Source organism: Erwinia sorbitola, assembly GCF_009738185.1.
Taxonomy (GTDB): domain Bacteria; phylum Pseudomonadota; class Gammaproteobacteria; order Enterobacterales; family Enterobacteriaceae; genus Erwinia; species Erwinia sorbitola.
Genome location: NZ_CP046509.1, coordinates 4228692 through 4249919, shown reverse-complemented (window position 1 = coordinate 4249919; position 21228 = coordinate 4228692). Strand labels below are relative to the sequence as shown.

Below are 21228 nucleotides of genomic sequence, written 5' to 3'. Positions count from 1 at the left end.
TGCCCGACCCCTGCGCGCTGCGGCTCAATTACAACGAAATACGCGGTGTTTCGCTGGGCCAAAACTCGCGGCAACAGGTAATCCACGCCTGGGCGCTGCGCGACAGATAGCTCCCTTCACGCCAGATTAACCCCAGCTTCCACACCAGGTCAGACTCCAGCGGCAGCCACAGCAGCTGGCTTTTATCCAGACGCTGGCAGATAGGCTCCGGCAGAATCGCCACGCCCATTCCTGCCTGCACCATCGCCGCCAGGAAATCCCACTGCCCGCTGCGTACCGCAATCTGCGGGGTAAATCCGCTGGCCTGAAAAGCGCGCATCAGCTGGCGGTTAAGGGAAAACTCTTCGTTATAAATCAGAATTGGATGTCCGGCCAGCTCACTGATCGGCATATGGCTGCGGCGTAACCACTCTTCGGTGCGCGGTACCAGCACGCAGAGCGGATGGCTCATCAGCGCCAGTGAATTCAGTGGTAAATCATCGGCTACGGGCAGGGCGGTCATGGCGATATCGAGGCTGCCGGAAAGCACCGCCTGCTGTACCGTCAGGCCGCCAAACTCGGAAATCTTCAGCTCCACGCCGGGATAGCGCTGGCGAAACGCCGAGATTGAACCTGCAATCTGCATGCCTACCATCGGCGGAATACCCAGACGCAGCTCACCGGTTTTCAGCTCGTTGATATCGCTGATCTCCGCTTCCAGCTGCTTAAATTCTTGCAGGATGGTCAGTCCGCGCTGATATACCGCCTGGCCGGTATCGGTGAGATGCAGTTTTCGCCCCTCACGGATCAATAACGTACAGCCCAGCTCCTCCTCCAGCTGCCGCAGCATCTTGCTGATGGTTGGCTGCGTGACATACAGCTGCTCGGCGGCCCGGGTGAAGCTCTGCTGGCGTACCACTTCCACAAAATAGCGCAGGGCGCGAACGTCCATAATCATTCCTGTCTGGCATAGTTGGGATAATATTAAGTCATTTTTTTCACCCTTTGTTACCGCTTTATAATGTTTCCCGTAAAAACATTCATAAAGGAGTAAACAGCATGACATGGGCAATTCGTCCACAGGGTTCGGCCTGGTTGCATCGGGCGCAGGTTCCGCTACAGGTGGCGCTATATGTCGGGCTGTTTTTGCTCTCCGAACAGCTGGTCAGCTGGCTGCATTTGCCTCTTCCGGCCAATATCGTTGGCATGTTGCTGCTGCTGGCGATGATTATGCTGCACGTACTACCGCTGGGCTGGGTGAAGGCCGGAGCAGGCTGGCTGCTGGCTGAAATGCTGCTGTTTTTTGTTCCGGCAGTGGTGGCGGTGGTTAACTACGGTGACTTGTTGCGTGTTGAAGGCTGGCGAATTCTGCTGGTGATTGGGGTCAGCACGATGCTGGTACTGGCGGCAACCTCGCTGGTGGTTGAACGGGTATATCGTTTCGAACTATGGCTGTCAGCACGCAAACAGGGAGCAAGCGATGAGTGATTTTATCCTCAGCGTGATCTGTTTGCTGGCTACGCTGATTGTCTACTTCTGCAATAAACGTCTGTATCGCCGCTGGCATCGCCTGCTGCTGATGCCGCTGGTGATGACACCGATGGTGCTGGTGGCGCTGCTGGTGGTAGCGCATATCTCCTGGCAGGACTACATCAGCGAAAGCCGCTGGCTGCTGTGGCTGCTTGGCCCGGCGACGCTGGCGTTTGCCGTACCGGTCTATGAGAATATGGCGATCATTCGCCGCCACTGGATGTCACTGAGTGCCGGAGTGATTACGGCTACTGCGGTGGCGGTGTGTAGTTCGGTCTGGCTGGCTCAGATGCTGGCGCTGCCGGAAACTATCCAGCGTAGTCTGGCGGTGCGTTCGATAACCACGCCGTTTGCACTGGCAGCGGCGAAACAGCTCGGCGGTCAGCCGGATCTGGTGGCGCTTTTTGTGGTGATCACCGGGGTGTTTGGTATGGCAGTGGGTGACCTGCTGTTTCTACGCCTGGCGATCAAACAGGGGCTGGCTCGCGGTGCCGGGCTGGGTGCCGCGTCTCATGGTGCCGGTACGGCGCGTGCTTACGAAATCGGTCAGCAGGAGGGGGTGGTATCGAGTCTGGTAATGATGTTATCCGGTGTAGTGACCGTGGTAATAGCGCCCGCAATCGGTCATATCATGTGGGCAGTCAGTTAAAAATAGTGTCTTAGCGCTTTGTAAGGTTACTCAAATTCACGGCGATTAGTTGGTTTCTCATATAAATCCTGAGGCGGTTGGTTTACTCTTCTAGGCCGCCGCATTAAGGCGTGAGTGAAAATTAATCAGGAGAAAGAAATGAAAAGAGTGGCAATGACAACTGGCGCTCTGGCGCTGCTGGCGCTGGCAGGCTCTGCTCAGGCTATCGAAGGTGGCGTGACTGTAGGTAAAGAATACACTGACGTTCACGTCGGCCTGGGGACAACAACCCCTGGTTTCGCGCTATCCGGTGACTGGCTGCGTAGCGATCACGATGGTAATGTTGAGAGTCTTGGCCTGGGTTACAACATTGCACTTGGCGATGTATTCCTCTCTCCGACGGTGAAAGCCCTCTCCACCAATCCTAAAGACACCAAAGATGGCTATGCGATTGCTGTGGGTGGCGGAGTACGTGTTCCGGTAACAAAAATGTTTAACGTTTACGGTGAGTATTTCTACTCTCCGGACTCTTTCTCCAGCCACATTGATGACTACCAGGAAGCATCTGCGGGCGTAAGCTTCCAGCCAATTTCTCTGGTGGATGTGACCGTGGGTTATAAGTATATGTCCATGAACGGTAAAGATGGCCGTAAAGATAACGTTGTGGCAGATGGCCCGTATGTGGGTGCTGCGCTGCACTTCTAGTCGGTTCGTGGTTAGCTTGATTGGCTGAGTCAATCTGCTTTCCCGCCGTATCGGGTGTGACGGGATATCTCTGTCCCGTCACACCCTCCTGCTGATGTCCTGTAAATTATCTCTCCTCTGGCGCAGTTACGTGCCGTCTGAACGTCAAAACCAAAACCATTATTTGTCCGTAAGGGATAGCCACGCCGCGTCCGGTGCTGACGGGTCAGGCATGCCTGACCCCTACGATATTGGAGGGAAAGAAAATCGCACTGTCCGCAGGGGCGAGGCACGCCTCGCCCGGGGCTGACCCCGACGATATTGGCGGGAAAGAAAATCATACTGTTCCGCAGGGGCGAGGCACGCCTCGCCCGGGGCTGACCCCGACGATATTGGCGGGAAAGAAAATCGTACTGTTCCGCAGGGGCGAGGCACGCCTCGCCCGGGGCTGATCCCCTACGATATTGGTGGGAAAGAAAATCGTACTGTTTCGTAGGGGCGAGGCACGCCTCGCCCGGGGCTGACCCCGACGATATTGGCGGGAAAGAAAATTGTACTGTTTCGCAGGGGCGAGGCACGCCTCGCCCGGGGTTACATGCCGATCCTCAATGCCCTTTGCCTCCCTCAATTCCAATCCCGGTCTGGGAACGCACAAACTGTGCCTGGAACCGCTGGCGCTCCTCAGCACCGGATGGCGAACTGTCGGTTACCGAGAACAGCCAGGTACCAATAAACGCCGCCAGCATTGAGAACAGCGCCGGGTATTCATATGGGAATACTGCTTTTGCATGGCCCAGCACCTGTACCCATACTGTCGGACCTAGGATCATCAGCATCACCGCCGTCAGCAGGCCCAGCCAGCCGCCAATCATCGCGCCGCGCGTGGTCAGCTTCGACCAGTACATTGACAGTAAAATAATCGGGAAATTACAGCTGGCGGCAATTGAGAACGCCAGTCCGACCATAAAGGCAATATTCTGTTTTTCAAACATAATACCCAGCAGAATCGCCACAATGCCCAGCAACACCACGGTGATCTTCGAGACCCGCAGCTCGTCGCGCTCGCTGGCCTGGCCCTTACGGAATACGCTGGCATACAGGTCGTGTGAAACCGCAGAAGCCCCGGCCAGCGTCAGGCCCGCGACCACTGCCAGAATAGTGGCGAATGCCACGGCGGAGATAAAGCCAAGGAACAGGCTGCCGCCTACCGCGTCGGCCAGATGCACCGCCGCCATATTATTGCCGCCAATCAGTGCTCCGGTGGCGTCTTTAAATGCCGGATTGGCTCCCACCAGCAGGATGGCACCGAAACCGATAATAAAGGTGAGGAAGTAGAAATATCCCATAAAGCCGGTGGCCCAGAACACGCTTTTGCGTGCTTCGCGCGCATCGCTGACGGTAAAGAAGCGCATCAGAATATGCGGCAATCCTGCGGTACCAAACATCAGACCCAGCCCGAGGGAGAGTGCCGAAATCGGATCGTGTACCAGCCCGCCAGGACTCATAATGGCGATACCTTTCGGATGTACCCTGATCGCTTCAGTAAACAGCGTATTGAAGCTGAAGCCGACGGTTTTCATCACCATAATCGCCATAAAGCTGGCACCAAACAGCAGCAGCACGGCTTTGATAATTTGTACCCAGGTGGTGGCCAGCATCCCGCCAAACAGCACATACATCACCATCAGAATACCAACCAGCACTACCGCCACATGGTAGTCGAGACCAAACAGCAGCTGGATAAGCTTGCCTGCACCCACCATCTGCGCAATCAGATACAGCGCCACCACCACCAGCGAACCGCAGGCGGAGAGGGTACGAATCGGTTTTTGCTTCAGGCGATAGGAGGCCACATCCGCAAAGGTGTAGCGCCCAAGATTACGCAGGCGTTCGGCAATCAGGAACAGAATAATCGGCCAGCCTACCAGGAAACCAAGGGAATAAATCAGCCCGTCGTAGCCGGAGGTGTAGACCAGAGCGGAAATTCCGAGGAATGAGGCGGCAGACATAAAGTCCCCGGCCATGGCCAGCCCGTTCTGAAAACCGGTGATATTGCCGCCCGCCGTATAGTAGTCGCTGCGCGAGCGAGTGCGCTTCGATGCCCAGTAAGTGATCCCCAGCGTAAAGGCGACGAATACCAGAAACATGATAATCGCTTCAACGTTGGTAGGCTGGCGTTCAACCGCGCCGCTGATGGCATCGGCAGCCAGCACACTGCACGGCAGCAGGGCCGCCAGAGTAAAGAACAGATGACGTAGTTTCATCATTTCACCTCTTTCAGCAGCTGGCGAGTCAGACGGTCGAATTCGCCATTAGCGCGCCAGACGTAAACACCGGTCAGCAGGAAAGAGATCACAATTAAACCCACGCCAATTGGAATACCGCGCGTGACGTTTGTCCCTTCGTACAGTGGTGTGCCGAGCCAGGCGGGGGCGAAAGCAATCAGCAAAATAAAGCCCACATAGAGCACTAACATAATAATGGAGAGCAGGGTGGCAAAGCTCTGACGCTTCTTCACCAGTTCTTTAAAACGAGCACTTTTTTCTATTCTTTCGTAGAGGACATCGTTCATTGTAATATCTCCAGGTACAGGGTTATTCCTTTAATAAAGAAAGCGCTAACTTCAATTATTGGGGGAATAGTTTATTTTTATAACTTCCTGGTACGGACAATATTAAGACGTGAGGCGGTAAGATCTGCTCTGCGGCAGGTTTATTATTTAAGAGAGAAAACCAGGGGCACAGAGGCCCCTGTTGAGTTACGGCATTTTAATCAACTGCTTTTCTTCGAGTAATTTTTCCACGACACCTGGATCGGCCAGGGTTGAAGTATCACCAAGGTTAGTGGTATCGCCAGCGGCAATTTTGCGCAGAATACGGCGCATGATTTTACCGGAGCGCGTTTTCGGCAACGAGTCCGTCCAGTGCAGCACATCCGGGGTGGCAATCGGGCCGATCTCTTTCCGCACCCAGTTGCGTACTTCGGTATACAGCTCCGGCGATGGCTCCTCACCGTGGTTTAAGGTGATATAGGCATAAATTGCCTGACCTTTCATACTGTGCGGGATGCCCACTACCGCTGCTTCAGCAATTAATGGATGCGATACCAGCGCAGATTCAATCTCTGCGGTTCCCAGGCGGTGGCCGGATACGTTCAGCACGTCATCAACGCGCCCGGTAATCCAGTAATAACCGTCCTCATCACGGCGTGCACCATCACCGCTGAAATACTGGTTTTTAAAGGTTGAGAAATAGGTCTGCTCAAAACGCTCGTGATCGCCATACAGCGTTCGCGCCTGCCCCGGCCAGGAGTCGACAATCACCAGGTTACCTTCAGTGGCTCCCTCCAGCACATTTCCTTCGTTATCGACCAGCGCAGGCTGTACGCCGAAGAACGGATTAGTGGCTGAACCAGGTTTCAACGGTGTGGCACCGGGGAGAGGCGTCAGCATAAAACCGCCGGTTTCCGTCTGCCACCAGGTATCGACAATCGGGCAGCGACCGTTACCAATTTTCTTGTGGAACCACTCCCAGGCTTCGGGGTTAATCGGCTCGCCGACCGATCCCAGAATACGCAGAGTGGAACGATCGGTACCCTCAATCGCTTTATCACCCTCGGCCATCAGCGCACGGATTGCCGTCGGCGCAGTATAGAGAATGGTGACTTTATGTTTGTCGACCACTTCCGCCATACGGCTTGGTTTTGGCCAGTTTGGCACCCCTTCAAACATCAGTGTCGTCGCTCCGCAGGCCAGCGGGCCGTACAGCAGATAGCTGTGACCGGTTACCCAGCCGACGTCAGCGGTACACCAGTAAACATCGTCCGGGTGATAGTCAAACACATACTTAAAGGTGGTTGCGGCATACACCAGGTAGCCGCCGGTGGTATGCAGTACGCCTTTCGGCTTGCCGGTGGAACCGGAGGTATAAAGGATAAACAGCGGATCTTCCGCACCTACCTCTTCAGGTTGATGGTGGGCGCTGGCTTTGTTGATCAGTTCATGCCACCAGAGATCGCGCGTGTTGTTCCATGCTACCTCTTTACCGGTGCGACGAAACACCACGACGTTACCCACGCTGGTGACGCCCGGATTTTTCAGCGCGTCATCCACGTTTTTCTTCAGCGGGATAGCGCGTCCGGCGCGTACACCTTCATCGGCGGTGATCACCAGTCGGGCGTTACAGTCGATAATACGTCCGGCGACTGCCTCCGGCGAAAAGCCGCCAAAGATCACTGAATGCACGGCACCAATGCGCGCACAGGCCAGCATGGCAACGGCAGCCTCCGGCACCATAGGCATATAGATAGCCACCACATCGCCTTTATTAATGCCGAGTTCTTTTAAGGTGTTGGCAAAGCGGCAGACGTCGCGGTGCAATTCACGATAGGTAATGGTTTTGCTTTCACTGCTGTCATCACCTTCCCAGATAATTGCCGGATGATCGCCACGGGTTTGCAGGTGACGATCAAGGCAGTTGGCTGCCAGATTTAGCGTGCCATCTTCAAACCAGCGAATAGAGATATTACCAGGGGCAAAAGAGGTATTCTTCACCACCGTGTAAGGTTTAATCCAGTCCAGGATTTTGCCTTGTTCCCCCCAGAACACATCGGGATCCTGTACGGATTTTTGGTACATCGATGGGTACTGTTGGGCATTGATCAGGGTATTTTCCGCAATGTTCGCGGGAACCGGGTACGTATGTGATTGGCTCATAGCTGGCCTCCTTGAAGATTGTTAATAATATGTCAATCAAAGGTTAAGTGAAGATGTTGGTTTAGCTTTGTTTTCTTTTTGCGCGGCAGATCACGCCATAACGGAATGTGATGAAAGAGGGGGTTCCCTCTGCCTTAAAGATATTCTTTTATGCTCTTAATCGGTGAGATACGCACGACATGTTGCGCAAAAAAAGCGCACATAGACCATTTTGTTTCTGCGGGAAAGAGACAATTTATTGCATAGATATGCTTTTACTGACGGAGATATTTCTAATTATTACAAGGGGTTATTTTATCAAGGGGGAAATAGTTCTTTATCCTGCCGGTCGATCTTAAAGTAGCCACATCTCGCGTAGGGTTGCATTCAGGCCGTTGAAAATGGTACTGATTACGCGCCTTTAAAACAGGTTTCAACCATCCTATACCTGCGAATTGCCCGATCCCGGTCAGCCTCCCTTGAGTGTTATTCACTCCGCATGCATTACGCGGAAAGCAGGTTTTGTTAAGGAAAAGATACGTTATGAAAGCAGTAAAAGTCAGCCTGGCCTGGCAAATATTGATTGCGTTGGTTCTGGGGATCACCTTTGGTGCAATATTGCATAATCAGCCAGAGAATCGTGAATGGTTAGTCATCAACGTTCTCAGCCCTGCGGGTGATATCTTTATCCATCTGATCAAAATGATCGTCGTACCCATAGTGATTTCCACACTGATTGTTGGTATTGCTGGCGTCGGGGATGCTAAAAAACTCGGGCGTATTGGTGTTAAAACCATCGTCTATTTTGAAGTGATTACCACCATTGCCATTGTGACAGGTATTACTCTGGCGAACGTGTTTCAACCCGGCTCCGGCATTGATATGTCGACGCTGGCAACGGTGGACATCTCTAAGTATGAAGCCACAACGGCGCAGGTGCAGGGGCAGCCGCACAGTCTGGTTGCCACTATCCTGTCGCTGATCCCGCAGAATATCTTTGCGGCGATTGCTAAGGGCGACATGCTGCCGATTATCTTCTTCTCGGTGCTGTTTGGCCTGGGCCTCTCTTCTCTGCCGTCTGAACACCGCGATCCGCTGGTCAAAGTGTTCCGTTCGACTTCAGAAGCGATGTTTAAAGTCACCAATATGATTATGCGCTATGCGCCGATCGGGGTGTTTGCGCTGATTTCGGTCACCGTGGCTAACTTCGGCTTCGCCTCCCTGGTGCCGCTGGCTAAACTGGTGGTGCTGGTATACGTTGCTATTGCCTTCTTTGCACTGGTGATTCTGGGCGCAGTGGCACGCATCTGTAAGCTGCGTATCACTACCCTGATGCGTATCCTGAAAGATGAACTGATCCTCTCTTTCTCTACCGCCAGTTCGGAAACCGTGCTGCCGCGTATTATGGAGAAGATGGAGGCGTACGGTGCGCCAAAGTCGATCACCAGCTTTGTGGTGCCGACCGGCTACTCGTTTAACCTCGACGGTTCTACTCTCTATCAGAGCATCGCGGCGATCTTTATCGCCCAGCTGTACGGCATTGATCTCTCTTTAGGGCAGGAAATCGTGCTGGTGCTGACGCTGATGGTAACCTCAAAAGGGATTGCGGGCGTGCCGGGCGTTTCGTTTGTGGTGCTGCTGGCAACCCTTGGCAGCGTAGGGATTCCGTTAGAAGGGCTGGCGTTTATCGCGGGTGTTGACCGCATCCTCGATATGGCGCGTACGGCGCTGAACGTGGTCGGTAATGCGCTGGCGGTGCTGGTGATTGCCAAATGGGAAAACCAGTTTGATGCTGAACAGGCCGTGGCCTATGAATCACAGCTAAAAACCCAGACTTCTGCCTGATAATCTGCGGGCTGGTGGTGGCTCTGACCACCAGCCCGATTAACTCTGCCGGTAAATTCCTTCCTCTATTCTCCATTCTCTTTTTAACATTACGCCGTTTCTGCCCACCTGCCTGACAGCGGCTTGACTACGATGTAACGGCAGTATCATAAATTTCCTCTAAAGAGTAATGACTTACAAAGAAAAGGGGCTTTATGCGTTTTTTCGGCGTCATTTAGTCACTGATAAGCTTTACCCGCCTGTGTTACAAGCTTTGTTGCCTCGATCACGTAATTTGCATAAACCCTGCTAAAGATCCACTGTTTCGCGCCGAAAATATAAAAAAACGTTACTAGTTTTCCTGATGCAACTCTCGTTGATCCATTAAAGGATTGAATCTATGCGCAACAATTTTCCCGTTACCCAGCAAGAATATGTTTTTGACGATAATGCCACCCTGATGTCTACCACCGATACCATCGGCCATATCACCTATGCCAACGATGCTTTTATAGAAGTCAGCGGCTTTACCCCCGATGAAATCAACGGTCAGCCGCATAATATTGTGCGCCATCCTGATATGCCGCCCGAAGCTTTTGCTGATATGTGGGCGACGCTGGGAAAAGGAGAACCCTGGACGGCACTGGTCAAAAACCGCCGTAAAGATGGTGACCATTACTGGGTGCGTGCCAATGCTATTCCGGTAATACGTGATGGCAATGTGCAGGGTTATATGTCGGTACGAACCAAGCCGGATCAGCAGGAGATCCAGGCTGCCGAGCGTCTGTATAAAGATTTCAGCGAAGGCCGGGCAAAAGGTAAACGATTCCATAAAGGGCTGATTCTGCGCACCGGACTGATGGCCTGGAAGTCGGTGTTTAAAACACTGCCGCTGCGCTGGCGTATCCGCAGCGCTCTGATTGCACTGCTGCCGCTGGCCACGCTCGGCGTTTGGGCGCTGGGGCTGAGTTATGGGGCGCTGGGAATGTTTGCTGCGGGGATGGCGCTGCTGCTGCTGCTGGCCTCTGCCTGGCTGGAGATGCAGATTTCACGGCCGATTGAGCGAGTTTGCCAGCAGGCGCTGCGCGTGGCGACCGGGGCCGATCATAAAGTTGAGCAGATTGATCGTGTGGATGAAGTCGGTACCACGCTGCGCGCTATTGGTCAGCTGGGGCTGATGTTCCGCTGGCTGGTGGATGATGTCAGCGGCCAGGCAATTAATGTTCTCAGCGCCAGTGACTCGATTGCACAGGGCAACAGTGAACTGAGCCGCCGCACTGAACAGGCCGCTGCTAACGTCCAGCAAACTGCCGCGACCATGAACGAATTGACGGCCACGGTGAAGAGTAATACGCAGTCCGCAGCAGAAGTGAAAAGCCTGTCGATCAGTACCAGCAGTGCAGCAGAGCAGGGCGGCGAAGCGATGAACGATATGGTCAAGATGATGGCGGAGATTACCGACAGCTCGAAAAAAATTGCCAATATCACCAGCGTGATTGACGGTATCGCTTTCCAGACCAATATCCTGGCGCTGAATGCCGCAGTGGAAGCGGCCCGCGCCGGAGAGCAGGGGAAAGGATTTGCCGTAGTGGCAGGGGAAGTACGTAGCCTGGCCCAGCGCAGCGCCAAGGCCGCCAGCGAGATTAAAATGCTGGTAGAGAGCAGTACCGACAAGGTGAAATCCGGTACGCTGCACGTTAATGAAGCGGGTCAAACTATCGAGAGCATCGTCTCTCAGGTACAAAACGTCACCTCGCTAATCGCGCAGATCAGCGCGGCCACAGCGGAGCAGGCGATCGCCATCAGCGAAATCAGCCTTGCGGTAGAAGATCTGGATAACATCACCCATCAGAACGCTGCGAAGGTTGAAGAGGGCGCGCAGGCTTCCGGGCGTATGACGCGCCAGGCTATCCGTCTGGTTGAGGCGATTAGCGTGTTTCGTTGAGTCCTTCCCCCCATCGGCAGGGGCGCTCATGCAGGGCGCTTATGCTGATGGTTTTCCCCCTCGCTCCTTTGATATGCTGCGGATTCTTCACTCTGTGAGAATCCTATGTCAGCCATCCTCGACTTCTGTTTTGCTCACCGTCCGCTGGTGCCTTTTTCCCATGATTACCGCCATGGTGACGTCGAACCGCTGCATCACCACAACTGTGCGCAGCTGGTGCATACGCTGACCGGGGTGGTACGGGTAGAGACGCCGCTGGGACACTGGATTGTACCGCCGGGGCGCGGTGTCTGGCTGCCTGCCGGGGTGAAACATGCTTTGCAGATGACCGGAGCCGTGGCGGCACGCACGCTATTTATCGATCCGCTGGCACGCGCCGACCTGCCCGCCAGCTGTCAGGTGGTGCAGGTTTCACCGCTGCTGCGTGAGCTGATCGTTAACGCCCTCGACCTGCCGGAAAGCTATGCCCCTGCCAGCCGTGCTGAACGTATCTATGAACTCATCCTGGATGAGATCCGGGTGATGGCCGAGCTGCCATTCAGCCTGCCGGAGCCTCAGAGTGATGCGCTGGTGGGGCTGTGTCAGGCGCTGCGTTCAGCACCCGGGGAGAGCTGGACGCTGGAAAACAGCGCCCGGCGTATCAACGTCAGCAGCCGCACGCTGGCCCGTCATTTTTATCAGGAAACGGGCCTGCAATTCAGCGACTGGGTGCGGCGCGCCAGGCTGATGGAAGCCCTGACGCGCCTGGCGCGGGGGGACTCAGTGCTGACGGTGTCACTGGAGCTGGGTTATGAGAGCCAGAGCGCCTTTAGCGCCATGTTCCGCCGCATCCTCGGCGTGGCCCCCAGCGACTATTTTCCCTCCGATCGCCCCTGAGCAACGGCGTTTAACAATGCCTGCAATGAAGCGCGCGACACATCGCTGTCGATGCCCACTCCCCATGCGCTACGGTTACCGGCGAAAATACAGCGCAAATAGGTGACAGAACGGCTGTCGCTGCGCTGGCCGAGGGTGTGTTCGTGATAATCCTGAATGGTAAAAGAGAGATCCAGCGTCTTACGCAGCGCATCTGCCGCCGCCGACAGCAGGCCATTTCCGCGTCCGCTGATGCTGTAGTGCTTATCGCCCTGTTCAATACCTGCGTCAAAGCGCAGCTCTCCCCGGCTGTCGCTTTCGCTGCGGTACTCTCCCAGCTGGAGATGCGGGGCTTCAATGCCATACACCCGGCGGAACAGCTGCCAGATGGCGGTCTGGGTCATCTCACGGTTTTCCCTGTCAGCAACCTGCTGCACCTGCTGGCTGAAATCCTGTTGCAGGGCGCGCGGCAGGCTGAGGCCATGATTCTGTTCAATCATCCAGGCGGCACCGCTCTTGCCTGACTGACTGTTAACACGGATCACCGCTTCGTAGCTACAGCCAATATCCGCCGGATCGAGAGGCAGATAAGGCACTTCCCAGCGTTGATCCTGCTGCTGCTGACGCGCGGCAAAACCTTTTTTAATCGCATCCTGGTGGGAGCCGGAAAAAGCGGTAAATACCAGCTCTCCGGCATAGGGATGGCGCGGATGCACCGGCAGCTGATTGCACTGTTCCACCACGTCGACCACCTGCTTCATCTGGCTGAAATCGAGCTGCGGATGGATGCCCTGGGTATAAAAGTTGAGCGCCATCGTCACCAGATCGACATTGCCGGTGCGTTCGCCGTTACCAAACAGGCAGCCTTCAACGCGATCTGCTCCGGCCAGCAGTGCCAGTTCGGCGGCGGCAATCCCGGTGCCACGATCATTATGCGGATGCACGCTGATACACACCTGCGGGCGCTGAGAAAAGTGACGGCAGAAGTATTCGATCTGGTCGGCATAGACGTTAGGTGTGCTCACTTCCACTGTAGCAGGCAGGTTGATAATCATCGGCCGCTGCGCGCAGGGCTGCCATACCGCAGCCACTGCTTCACAGATTTCCAGCGCAAAGTCCGCTTCGGTAAAGCAGAAGGTTTCTGGTGAGTATTCAAATGTCCAGAGCGTTTGCGGCTGCTCTTCGCAGCGCTGGCGTATCAGCCTGGTGGCGTTCACCGCCAGTTCAATGATCTGCTCGCGGCTCTGACGAAACACCAGACGGCGAAACACCGGCGCGGTGGCGTTATAGAGATGTATGCAGGCCTGCTTTGCTCCCTCAAGGGCAGCAAATGTGCGATCGATCAGATCGGCCCTTGCCTGAGTCAGCACCTGAATCGTCACATCATCAGGGATCATCCCCTCTTCAATCAGTTCACGCACAAAATTGAAATCGGTCTGTGACGCTGATGGAAACGCCACCTCAATTTCTTTAAAGCCACACTGTACCAGCAGCTGCCAGAATATTTTTTTACGTGCTGCATCCATCGGTTCGGCCAGTGACTGGTTACCGTCGCGCAGATCGGTAGATAGCCAGCGTGGAGCCGAAGTCAGCGTGCGAGCAGGCCACTGGCGATCGCTCAGTGAAACGGGGGGAAAGGGGTGATACTTATTAGCTGGTTGTTGCAACATGGGTCAGGCTCCCTGGAAGATGAAGCCCTATTCTGCGATACGAAAGCGCCGTGTGGCTGGCGCAAAACTGACAACAACCACTGGAAAAGTGACAAAAAAAGAAGAAAAAAAAGGAGCAGAGGATGAAAACTGCTCCTTTCGACGCCCTGGTGTTGGCGTGATAACTGAGTGTCAATCAGGCAGTAATTTCTGCCAAAAAAATAGTATGAGAGAGTCGGATTTTAACAACTCGTTTGGCTTAATAAATCAAAGATTGATGATTATATTATTGTTGAGCGTATTGTCGATGTACTTTTTATGCTTTTGCCCATAAAACACCTTTTTTAATAAAAAACGTGATTGATACGGCAATTTCATTTTAATCTTAGGTAAAAGTATTAATTAGTATATAAAAGTTAACATAATATTAAAATCATTGTATTTCAATAGCTTGCTTTATTGTTTTTACGATTTTCCTCATAAAGCTAAACTTCTCTGAGCTTTTGAGATTCTACTGAACAGGACTAATTTTAAATATCACCAGGTAAGCACGCTGATGTCAGCTATCATTTATTACTCGAACGAGTAACTACATTCGTTAATAACAAGGAAGGCACAATGAGTCAGTTTTTTATGAATCAGAAGCAGCATGTGGTAAACGAAGCGATAGAAGGCGCCCTTCTCAGTACTCCCCATCATAATCTTGGTCGTCTGGCGCTGGGAGCGCAGATGCGCGTTGTGGTGCGCAATGACTGGGATAAATCGCGTGTTGCGCTGATTTCCGGCGGCGGCTCCGGCCATGAACCTGCCCATATTGGTTTTGTTGGTAAAGGTATGCTCACCGCAGCAGTGTGCGGCGATATCTTTGCATCACCCAGCGTAGATGCGGTACTGCACGCGATTATCAATGTCACCGGAGAAGCGGGCTGCCTGCTGATCGTGAAAAACTACACCGGCGACCGTCTGAACTTCGGCCTGGCGGCAGAAAAAGCCCGTGGCCTTGGCTATCAGGTGGAAATGGTGATGGTGCGCGATGATATCGCCCTGCCGGACAACCCGCAGCCGCGAGGAATTGCCGGCACAGCGCTGGTGCATAAAGTGGCTGGCTACGCTGCGGAACAGGGGCACTCTCTGGCGCAGGTAGCCGCACTGGCCCAGCAGGCCATTGATGCGACCTCCTCCATTGGTCTGGCCTTTACCACCTGTCATGTACCCGGCGAAACGCGCGATGATCATCGCGTGCCGGAAGGGTGCAGCGAATTGGGTATGGGTATTCACGGTGAGCCGGGCGCATCGACGCTGAAAACGCAAAACAGCCGTGAGAGCGTGGCAGAGCTGGTAAAGCAACTTACCGCGAAAGGTAACCAGCAGCCCGTGGCGCTGATGGTCAATAACCTGGGCGGCTTCTCAGCGCTGGAGATGGCGGTGCTGGTGCGTGAAACCCTGCATTCGGCGCTGGGTCAGCAGGTGAAGCTGCTGGTTGGCCCGGCGACGCTGGTCAGCGCGCTGGATATGAAAGGCTTCTCGCTCTCCGTTATGCAGCTGGATCCAGAGCTGGAAACAGCGCTGCTGGCACCGGTGGAGGTCAGCGGCTGGTGTCCGGCCATTGCGCCTGCAACCTTGACGGAGATCCCGGCTAAAACCGCGCAGCAGCTGGAGTCTTACGCCCCTTCTGACAATGCGCAGGCGGCTGCCATTATTGCTACCGTCTGTCAGACGCTTATCGGACTGGAGAGTGAGCTGAATCAGCTTGATGCTAAGGTTGGTGATGGCGATACCGGCTCCACCTTTGCGGCGGGTGCACGTAGCGTACTGGAGGCGAGCGAAGCACATCAGCTGCCGCTGAATCAGCCAGAGGCGCTGCTGACGGTCGTGGGCGATAAGCTGGCAACTATTATGGGCGGGTCCAGCGGGGTGCTGATGTCGATTATGTTCACCACCGCCGGGCAGCAGCTGGCGCAGGGAGTTTCGCTGGCACAGGCGCTGACCGCCGGGCTGGAGCGCATGCAGCATTATGGTGGAGCGAAGGTGGGTGACCGGACAATGATTGATGCCTTGCAGCCAGCATTTGCCGCGCTGCTGAACGGTGACGATCTTACGGCGGTTGCCGCTGCGGCCAGGCAGGGGGCCGACAGCACCAGCACCATGCGCAGCGCCGGTGCCGGACGATCTTCCTATCTCAACCAGGATAGCCTGGACGGGGTCAAAGATCCCGGTGCCTGCGCGGTAGAAAAGGTCTTTGCCGCACTCGCCGGGCGTTAAATACCAGAATGAGCGCGGGATCTCCGCGCTCATCCCGCTTTACACAATCACTTCCGTTTCTGGCTGCTGGTGATCGTCCAGCGCCTGTTCAAAGCTGCGCAGACGTTTGTAGATCGACATCAGCTCCACCAGCGTGGTCCATGCATTGATCAGATACTGAAAAGCCCCGCGCACCTGGTCGAAGACATTGGTTATCTGGGTCAGCAGGCCGAGGGTAATCGCCCCGGTAATAATCGAGGGGAACAGCACAAAAATACTGAATACCGCGTCCAGTTGCAGATAGAAAATGCGCGCAATATTGAAGTAGAGATAGTGAAAGTAGAGGCGGAAATAGTTCTTTCGCACCCGGCTGAACAGGTCACGCACCAGCGGCGGACTGGCACGCTGCGCATCATCCTCGCCGTAGACCAGCTCTTTACGATAGGCCGCTTCCACCCGCTGATTGCGAAACGACAATCCAGGTAGTTTAATGCCGACCACCGCCAGCAGACCGGTACCCAGCAGCGACCATGCCACCGCCGCAATCACCAGCGCATAAGGAATTTCGCCGAGGATTGGTACGGTTTTCACATGTACAGAGAGCGCCACCAGCACCGGTAAAAAGGCGATTAGCGTCATTACCGCATCAATCAGCCTGACGCCCATATCCTCCAGCGTGGAGGCGAAGCGCATGGTGTCTTCCTGCACACGCTGCGCAGCCCCCTCAATATGGCGCAGACGCGACCAGTACGCCATATAGTAGCCGTTCATCGCCGTACGCCAGCGAAATACATAGTGGCTGATAAAAAACAGATTCAGTACGTCAATCACCACGGCAATTAATGCAATGCTGAGAAACCCCTTTATCTGGCTATAAAAAGCTGAAATCTGAATTGTATTCGGGTGCGCCATCGCTTTCTGTATCAGGTCATAGAACGGCTCATACCAGCTGTTGATCGCCACGCCCACCTGCACCGAAAACCAGGTAACAAAGATAATCAGCGCACTGCCAAGTATTGACCAGCGCTGCCAGGGATGCGGGCTTAAGAAAAACCAAAACCCGGCAAACAGCAGCGTCGCCAGCAGATAATAGCTGTAGAACCCCAGTTCAGCGGGTGAAATAAAACGCAGTGCATTGTTCGGCAACGCGCCGGGAGGCAGCCATGATAAATGGATCATCAGATGAGCTAATCTGCTATCGGCATAGCCAAACCAGAATACCACCGCTAACAGGCTCCAGATCGCCACGCTGCTGAAGAACAGCCCGGGCCTGGGGAAGAAAGATTTAAACATAGGTACTCCGCTGTCAATGTCTGGTGTTTATACCGCGATCGACTGTGAGGAATCTCATTACGGTTGTATCTATTAATGTCCGGGTTATTTTTTAACGTATATGCTGCGGTTAATTGGGCTGAAATCTTTATTTTCTGCATGTGAAATGACAAATTTAGCTTTAAATTTATGTTATATAGCGTGGTCTGATAAAAATTAGTGATGAATGTTTTTTAACCAAAGCCGATAATGATCAATGAACAGCAGTAGATTGTTTTAAATTGCTTGAATTGATTAATGTTTTCGGTTTATACCCGTGTGGTTTTAGCACACAGAAAGACAGGATCCCGCTGCCCACGGTACACCGGGAGCGGTATATTATACGCCAGCTATTGGCGTTTTGCGGCGCTGACAGTCATTGCCTTTATAGGAAAATGACCGCTGGCGCTCAGGCGAAAATAATAATGAAAGAAAACTCTGATGTTATGTACCGGCTGCTGGTACAAAGCGTAGCTGATTACGCAATCTATATGCTGACGCCTGAAGGAACTGTCGCTAACTGGAATCCGGGCGCGCAGCGTGCCAAAGGATATCAACCAGAAGAGATAGTGGGTAAGCACTTCGGCTGTTTCTACAGTCCACAGGATCGTTTAAACAAGCGACCTGAACACAACCTGAAAACAGCCTGTCGTACCGGGCGCTTCGAAGAGCAAAACTGGCGTTACCGTAAAGACGGCAGCGCTTTCTGGGCGCATGTGGTGATTGACGCCGTCCATGATGATAACGGTAAGCTGCTCGGCTATGCCAAAATTACCCGCGACTGCACCGAACAGCGACGTATGCAGCGCGAAAAGCACGAGCGTGAGCAGACATTCCGCGTACTGGTCGAGGGGGTAAAAGATTACGCCATCTATATGCTTGATCCGCACGGCAAGGTGGTGAACTGGAACACCGGTGCCCGCCGTGCCAAAGGCTATACCGCTGAAGAGATTGTCGGTAAGCACTTCTCCTGCTTTTACAGTGCACAGGATCGTCTGGTACAGCTGCCGGAGACCAACCTGGCCATTGCCAGCACTACCGGGCGTTTTGAGGATTACGGCTGGCGCTATCGCAAAGATGGCAGCGCCTTTTGGGCGCATGTGGTGATCGATGCGATCCATAACGATCGCGGTGAGCTGATCGGGTTTGCCAAGATCACTCGCGACTGTACCGAACTGCGGGAGTATGAGCAGCAGATCCTGCTGTCTAAAGATCTGGCCGAACAGAACAGCGAAAAAATGGCCTCGCTGTCGAAATTTCTCGATACCATTATTGCCAATATCCCTTCCTGCGTGATCGTTGAAGACGTGGTTTCCCGCGAAATCCTGCTGATTAACAATAAAGCAGAACAGCTGCTGGGCGGCACGCAGCGCGATTTTATTGGCAAACGTGCGCCCGAATGTATGACGGCAGAGATGGGCGAGTATTTTATGCAGCTCTCAGATAGCGCGCAGCGTAAAGAGGGGATGCAGCGTAACGAGCGGCTGCTGGTTACTCCGGGCGGTGAGCGCATTATCAACGCCAGCGCGTCGATTATTCGCGGCAATGACGAACACCACAACTATGTGCTGCTGATTGCCGATGATGTTACCGATCAGCGTGCTGCCGATGCGCGTATCCACCATATGGCACACCACGATAATCTCACCAGCCTGCCAAACCGGGCGCTGTTCAGTCAGCGCCTGACCCAGGCACTGCGCGAGGATCGCGATGCACGACGCAAAACGGCAACCCTGGGCCTTGACCTGGATAATTTCAAAAACGTTAACGATGCGCTGGGCCACCAGGTGGGGGATGAGCTGCTGCGTTCGGTGGCGGTGCGTCTGCGTACCGTACTGCGCGATCACGACACGCTGGCCCGCAGCGGTGGCGATGAGTTCTCAATTGTGCTGCCCGGCCTGAGCCATCAACAGGAGGCGGAAGTGGTCGCCAGCCGTTTGATTGAGACCATTCGCCCGCCGTTCAGCGTGGATGGCCACAACCTCTCTGTCGGGCTGAGTATTGGTATTGCGATGGCCGACAGCGGAATGACCACGCCGGACGAACTGCTGCGTCGTGCCGATATGGCTTTGTACGAAGCCAAACGCAACGGGCGCAACCGCTTCGAATACTTTACCGATGCGATGGGCGATATGGCACAGAAGCGCCGCATAATTGAAAGGGATCTGCGTGATGCGATCACCTGTCGTCAGCTGAAGCTCTATTACCAGCCAATCACCAATAATCTGCACCGTGAGATTATCGGCTATGAGGCGTTGATGCGCTGGCATCATCCGGAAAAAGGCCTGATTATGCCGTTGGAATTTATTCCTATCGCTGAAGAGACCGGACTGATCCACAGCCTTGGTGCCTTTGCGCTGTATGAAGCCTGCCGTGAGGCCGCGTCCTGGGCGGGGGATCAGAGTGTGGCGGTCAACCTGTCGCCCTTGCAGTTTAAAAACAGCGCTCTGGTATCGGTGGTGGAAGCTGCGCTGAAGGATTCCGGCCTGGCACCGCACCGGCTGGAGGTGGAGATCACCGAATCCGTCCTGCTGGATAACACGCTGGTGAACATCCATATTCTGAAAAATCTTAAGGCATTAGGCGTACGTATCGCGCTGGATGATTTCGGTACGGGTTACTCGTCGCTCAGTTACCTGCGCTCATTCCCCTTCGATAAAATCAAAATCGACAGATCGTTCATTAATGATATGCATGACAGCCGCGAAGCGATGGCGATTATCCGCGCCATCACCGGGATGAGCCGCAGTCTGGATATTCAGATCACCGCCGAAGGAGTCGAGAGCAACGAGCAGTTCGAGCAGCTGAAAGCGGAGGGTTGTACTCTTTTCCAGGGTTACTTCTTTGGTCGCCCGCAGCCGTCGGAGAGCCGTTTACAACAGTTTTAGCCTTACCGGGTCGGGTATGCCCGACCCCTGCCGCCTGCGCATCCCTGCCTGTTACGTAAATTGTTAATGAAATTGTGCCTTTTTGTTTCTATCCCCTCACATGCTGTGCGTATTACTGTTACAGTATGCATCGCTGTTACCGGTAACAATAATAACCATCATCCGCCGGAACAATAAATTACCCCTACAATAAATATGACTAAAAACTCATCCGACCCCCCATTTTTACGATCGCGCTCGCGAACGTTTGAGAAGGCAATGTCATGTCAGAGCAAAAAACAGGCAGTACACGCAGGGATTTTCTGCTGAAAACTATCACTCTCGCCCCGGCGATGGCTCTTGGCTCCGCCGGGCTGGGATCGTTGACGGCATCCGCTTCCGCTGCGACGAAAGACACCGCTCCCGCAGGCCCGCAGAAGGCGCGCGACTATCAGCCCACCTGGTTTACCCCGGAAGAGTACGCCTTCCTTCAGGCGGCAGCAGCGCGGCTGATCCCCGCTGATGAACGCGGCCCGGGTGCACTGGAAGCGGGTGTGCCGGAGTATATCGATCGCCAGATGAACACCCCGTACGCCACCGGCAGCAACTGGTATATGCAGGGGCCGTTCCATCCGGATGCGGATAAAGCGCTGGGCTATCAGCTGCCGCTCACCCCGCGTGAGATCTACCGCCTTGGCCTTGCCGATGCCGATGCGCTGGCAAAACAGCAGCATGGCAAGGTGTTCGCGCAGTTGAGCGGCGAACAGCAGGACGCGCTGCTCCAGGCTCTGGAAGCTGGCAGCGTCGAACTGCCTCAGCTCCCGGCGAAAACATTCTTCTCCTTCCTGTTACAGAATACCCGCGAAGGCTTCTTCAGCGACCCCATCCACGGCGGTAATCAGGGGATGGTGGGCTGGCAGCTGATCAACTTCCCTGGCGCACGCGCCGACTTTATGGACTGGGTAGAGCGCGGCGAACAGTACACGCTGCCGCCGGTATCAATTCGCGGGGAAAGAGCATAA

At 54.4% G+C, this 21228-nt stretch carries 15 protein-coding genes; 9 read left to right on the top strand and 6 right to left on the bottom strand.

Translation table 11 applies throughout. The features are described from left to right. Positions 1-28 precede the first annotated feature (28 nt). Positions 29-931: a LysR family transcriptional regulator gene (locus tag GN242_RS19310; RefSeq protein ID WP_154754265.1), complete on the bottom strand. Its 903-nt coding sequence runs from the start codon at positions 929-931 to the stop codon at positions 29-31. 107 nt (positions 932-1038) lie between these two features. On the opposite strand from GN242_RS19310, the gene GN242_RS19300 reads away from it, so the two are divergent. The 3 genes from GN242_RS19300 (at position 1039) to GN242_RS19290 (ending at position 2842) form a co-directional block, all read left to right on the top strand. Further along, complete coding sequence (locus GN242_RS19300; RefSeq protein ID WP_154754266.1) at positions 1039-1467, top strand: CidA/LrgA family protein; 429 nt, start codon at positions 1039-1041, stop codon at positions 1465-1467. After that, a complete protein-coding gene (locus GN242_RS19295) occupies positions 1460-2158 on the top strand; it encodes an LrgB family protein (protein ID WP_154754267.1) in 699 nt (232 codons plus the stop codon). Before GN242_RS19300 ends, GN242_RS19295 begins: the two co-directional genes overlap by 8 nt. A gap of 138 nt (positions 2159-2296) precedes the next feature. Then, positions 2297-2842 carry a YfaZ family outer membrane protein gene (locus GN242_RS19290; RefSeq protein WP_154754268.1) on the top strand — a complete coding sequence of 182 codons (546 nt, stop codon included), beginning with the start codon at positions 2297-2299 and terminating at the stop codon, positions 2840-2842. A gap of 584 nt (positions 2843-3426) precedes the next feature. Here the strand turns inward: GN242_RS19290 and actP are convergent. The 3 genes from actP to acs all read right to left on the bottom strand — a co-directional run bounded on the left by actP (position 3427) and on the right by acs (position 7535). Continuing rightward, complete coding sequence (gene actP / locus GN242_RS19285; RefSeq protein ID WP_156288353.1) at positions 3427-5085, bottom strand: cation/acetate symporter ActP; 1659 nt, start codon at positions 5083-5085, stop codon at positions 3427-3429. Then, positions 5085-5393: a DUF485 domain-containing protein gene (locus GN242_RS19280; RefSeq protein WP_154754269.1), complete on the bottom strand. Its 309-nt coding sequence runs from the start codon at positions 5391-5393 to the stop codon at positions 5085-5087. The genes actP and GN242_RS19280 overlap by 1 nt, the downstream gene beginning before the upstream one ends. Positions 5394-5579: 186 nt before the next feature. Further along, positions 5580-7535 carry an acetate--CoA ligase gene (gene acs / locus GN242_RS19275; RefSeq protein ID WP_154754270.1) on the bottom strand — a complete coding sequence of 652 codons (1956 nt, stop codon included), beginning with the start codon at positions 7533-7535 and terminating at the stop codon, positions 5580-5582. 522 nt (positions 7536-8057) lie between these two features. Here acs and gltP point away from each other — a divergent pair. The 3 genes from gltP to GN242_RS19260 all read left to right on the top strand — a co-directional run bounded on the left by gltP (position 8058) and on the right by GN242_RS19260 (position 12159). After that, positions 8058-9359 (top strand): glutamate/aspartate:proton symporter GltP, encoded by a 1302-nt coding sequence (gltP, locus tag GN242_RS19270; protein ID WP_154754271.1) that lies wholly within the window; start codon positions 8058-8060, stop codon positions 9357-9359. A gap of 379 nt (positions 9360-9738) precedes the next feature. Then, complete coding sequence (locus GN242_RS19265) at positions 9739-11283, top strand: methyl-accepting chemotaxis protein (RefSeq protein ID WP_154754272.1); 1545 nt, start codon at positions 9739-9741, stop codon at positions 11281-11283. Positions 11284-11388: 105 nt separating this feature from the next. Next, positions 11389-12159, top strand: a complete 771-nt coding sequence (locus tag GN242_RS19260; protein WP_154754273.1) for an AraC family transcriptional regulator — start codon at positions 11389-11391, stop codon at positions 12157-12159. Here the strand turns inward: GN242_RS19260 and leuA are convergent. Further along, on the bottom strand, positions 12135-13808 hold the full coding sequence (gene leuA / locus GN242_RS19255; RefSeq protein WP_154754274.1) for a 2-isopropylmalate synthase: 1674 nt from the start codon (positions 13806-13808) through the stop codon (positions 12135-12137). The two genes, GN242_RS19260 and leuA, sit on opposite strands and share 25 nt — an antisense overlap. 597 nt (positions 13809-14405) lie before the next feature. Here leuA and GN242_RS19250 point away from each other — a divergent pair. Beyond that, the gene (locus GN242_RS19250; RefSeq protein ID WP_156288048.1) at positions 14406-16049 is read left to right on the top strand and encodes a dihydroxyacetone kinase subunit DhaK; all 1644 of its coding nucleotides are present in this window, start codon (positions 14406-14408) and stop codon (positions 16047-16049) included. A 39-nt stretch (positions 16050-16088) separates the two neighbouring features. Here the strand turns inward: GN242_RS19250 and sbmA are convergent, their stop codons facing one another. Beyond that, positions 16089-17321, bottom strand: a complete 1233-nt coding sequence (gene sbmA / locus GN242_RS19245; RefSeq protein WP_154754276.1) for a peptide antibiotic transporter SbmA — start codon at positions 17319-17321, stop codon at positions 16089-16091. A 443-nt stretch (positions 17322-17764) separates the two neighbouring features. On the opposite strand from sbmA, the gene GN242_RS19240 reads away from it, so the two are divergent. Next, positions 17765-20227, top strand: a complete 2463-nt coding sequence (locus GN242_RS19240; RefSeq protein WP_154754277.1) for a sensor domain-containing protein — start codon at positions 17765-17767, stop codon at positions 20225-20227. A 263-nt stretch (positions 20228-20490) separates the two neighbouring features. Then, the gene (locus GN242_RS19235) at positions 20491-21228 is read left to right on the top strand and encodes a gluconate 2-dehydrogenase subunit 3 family protein (RefSeq protein WP_154754278.1); all 738 of its coding nucleotides are present in this window, start codon (positions 20491-20493) and stop codon (positions 21226-21228) included.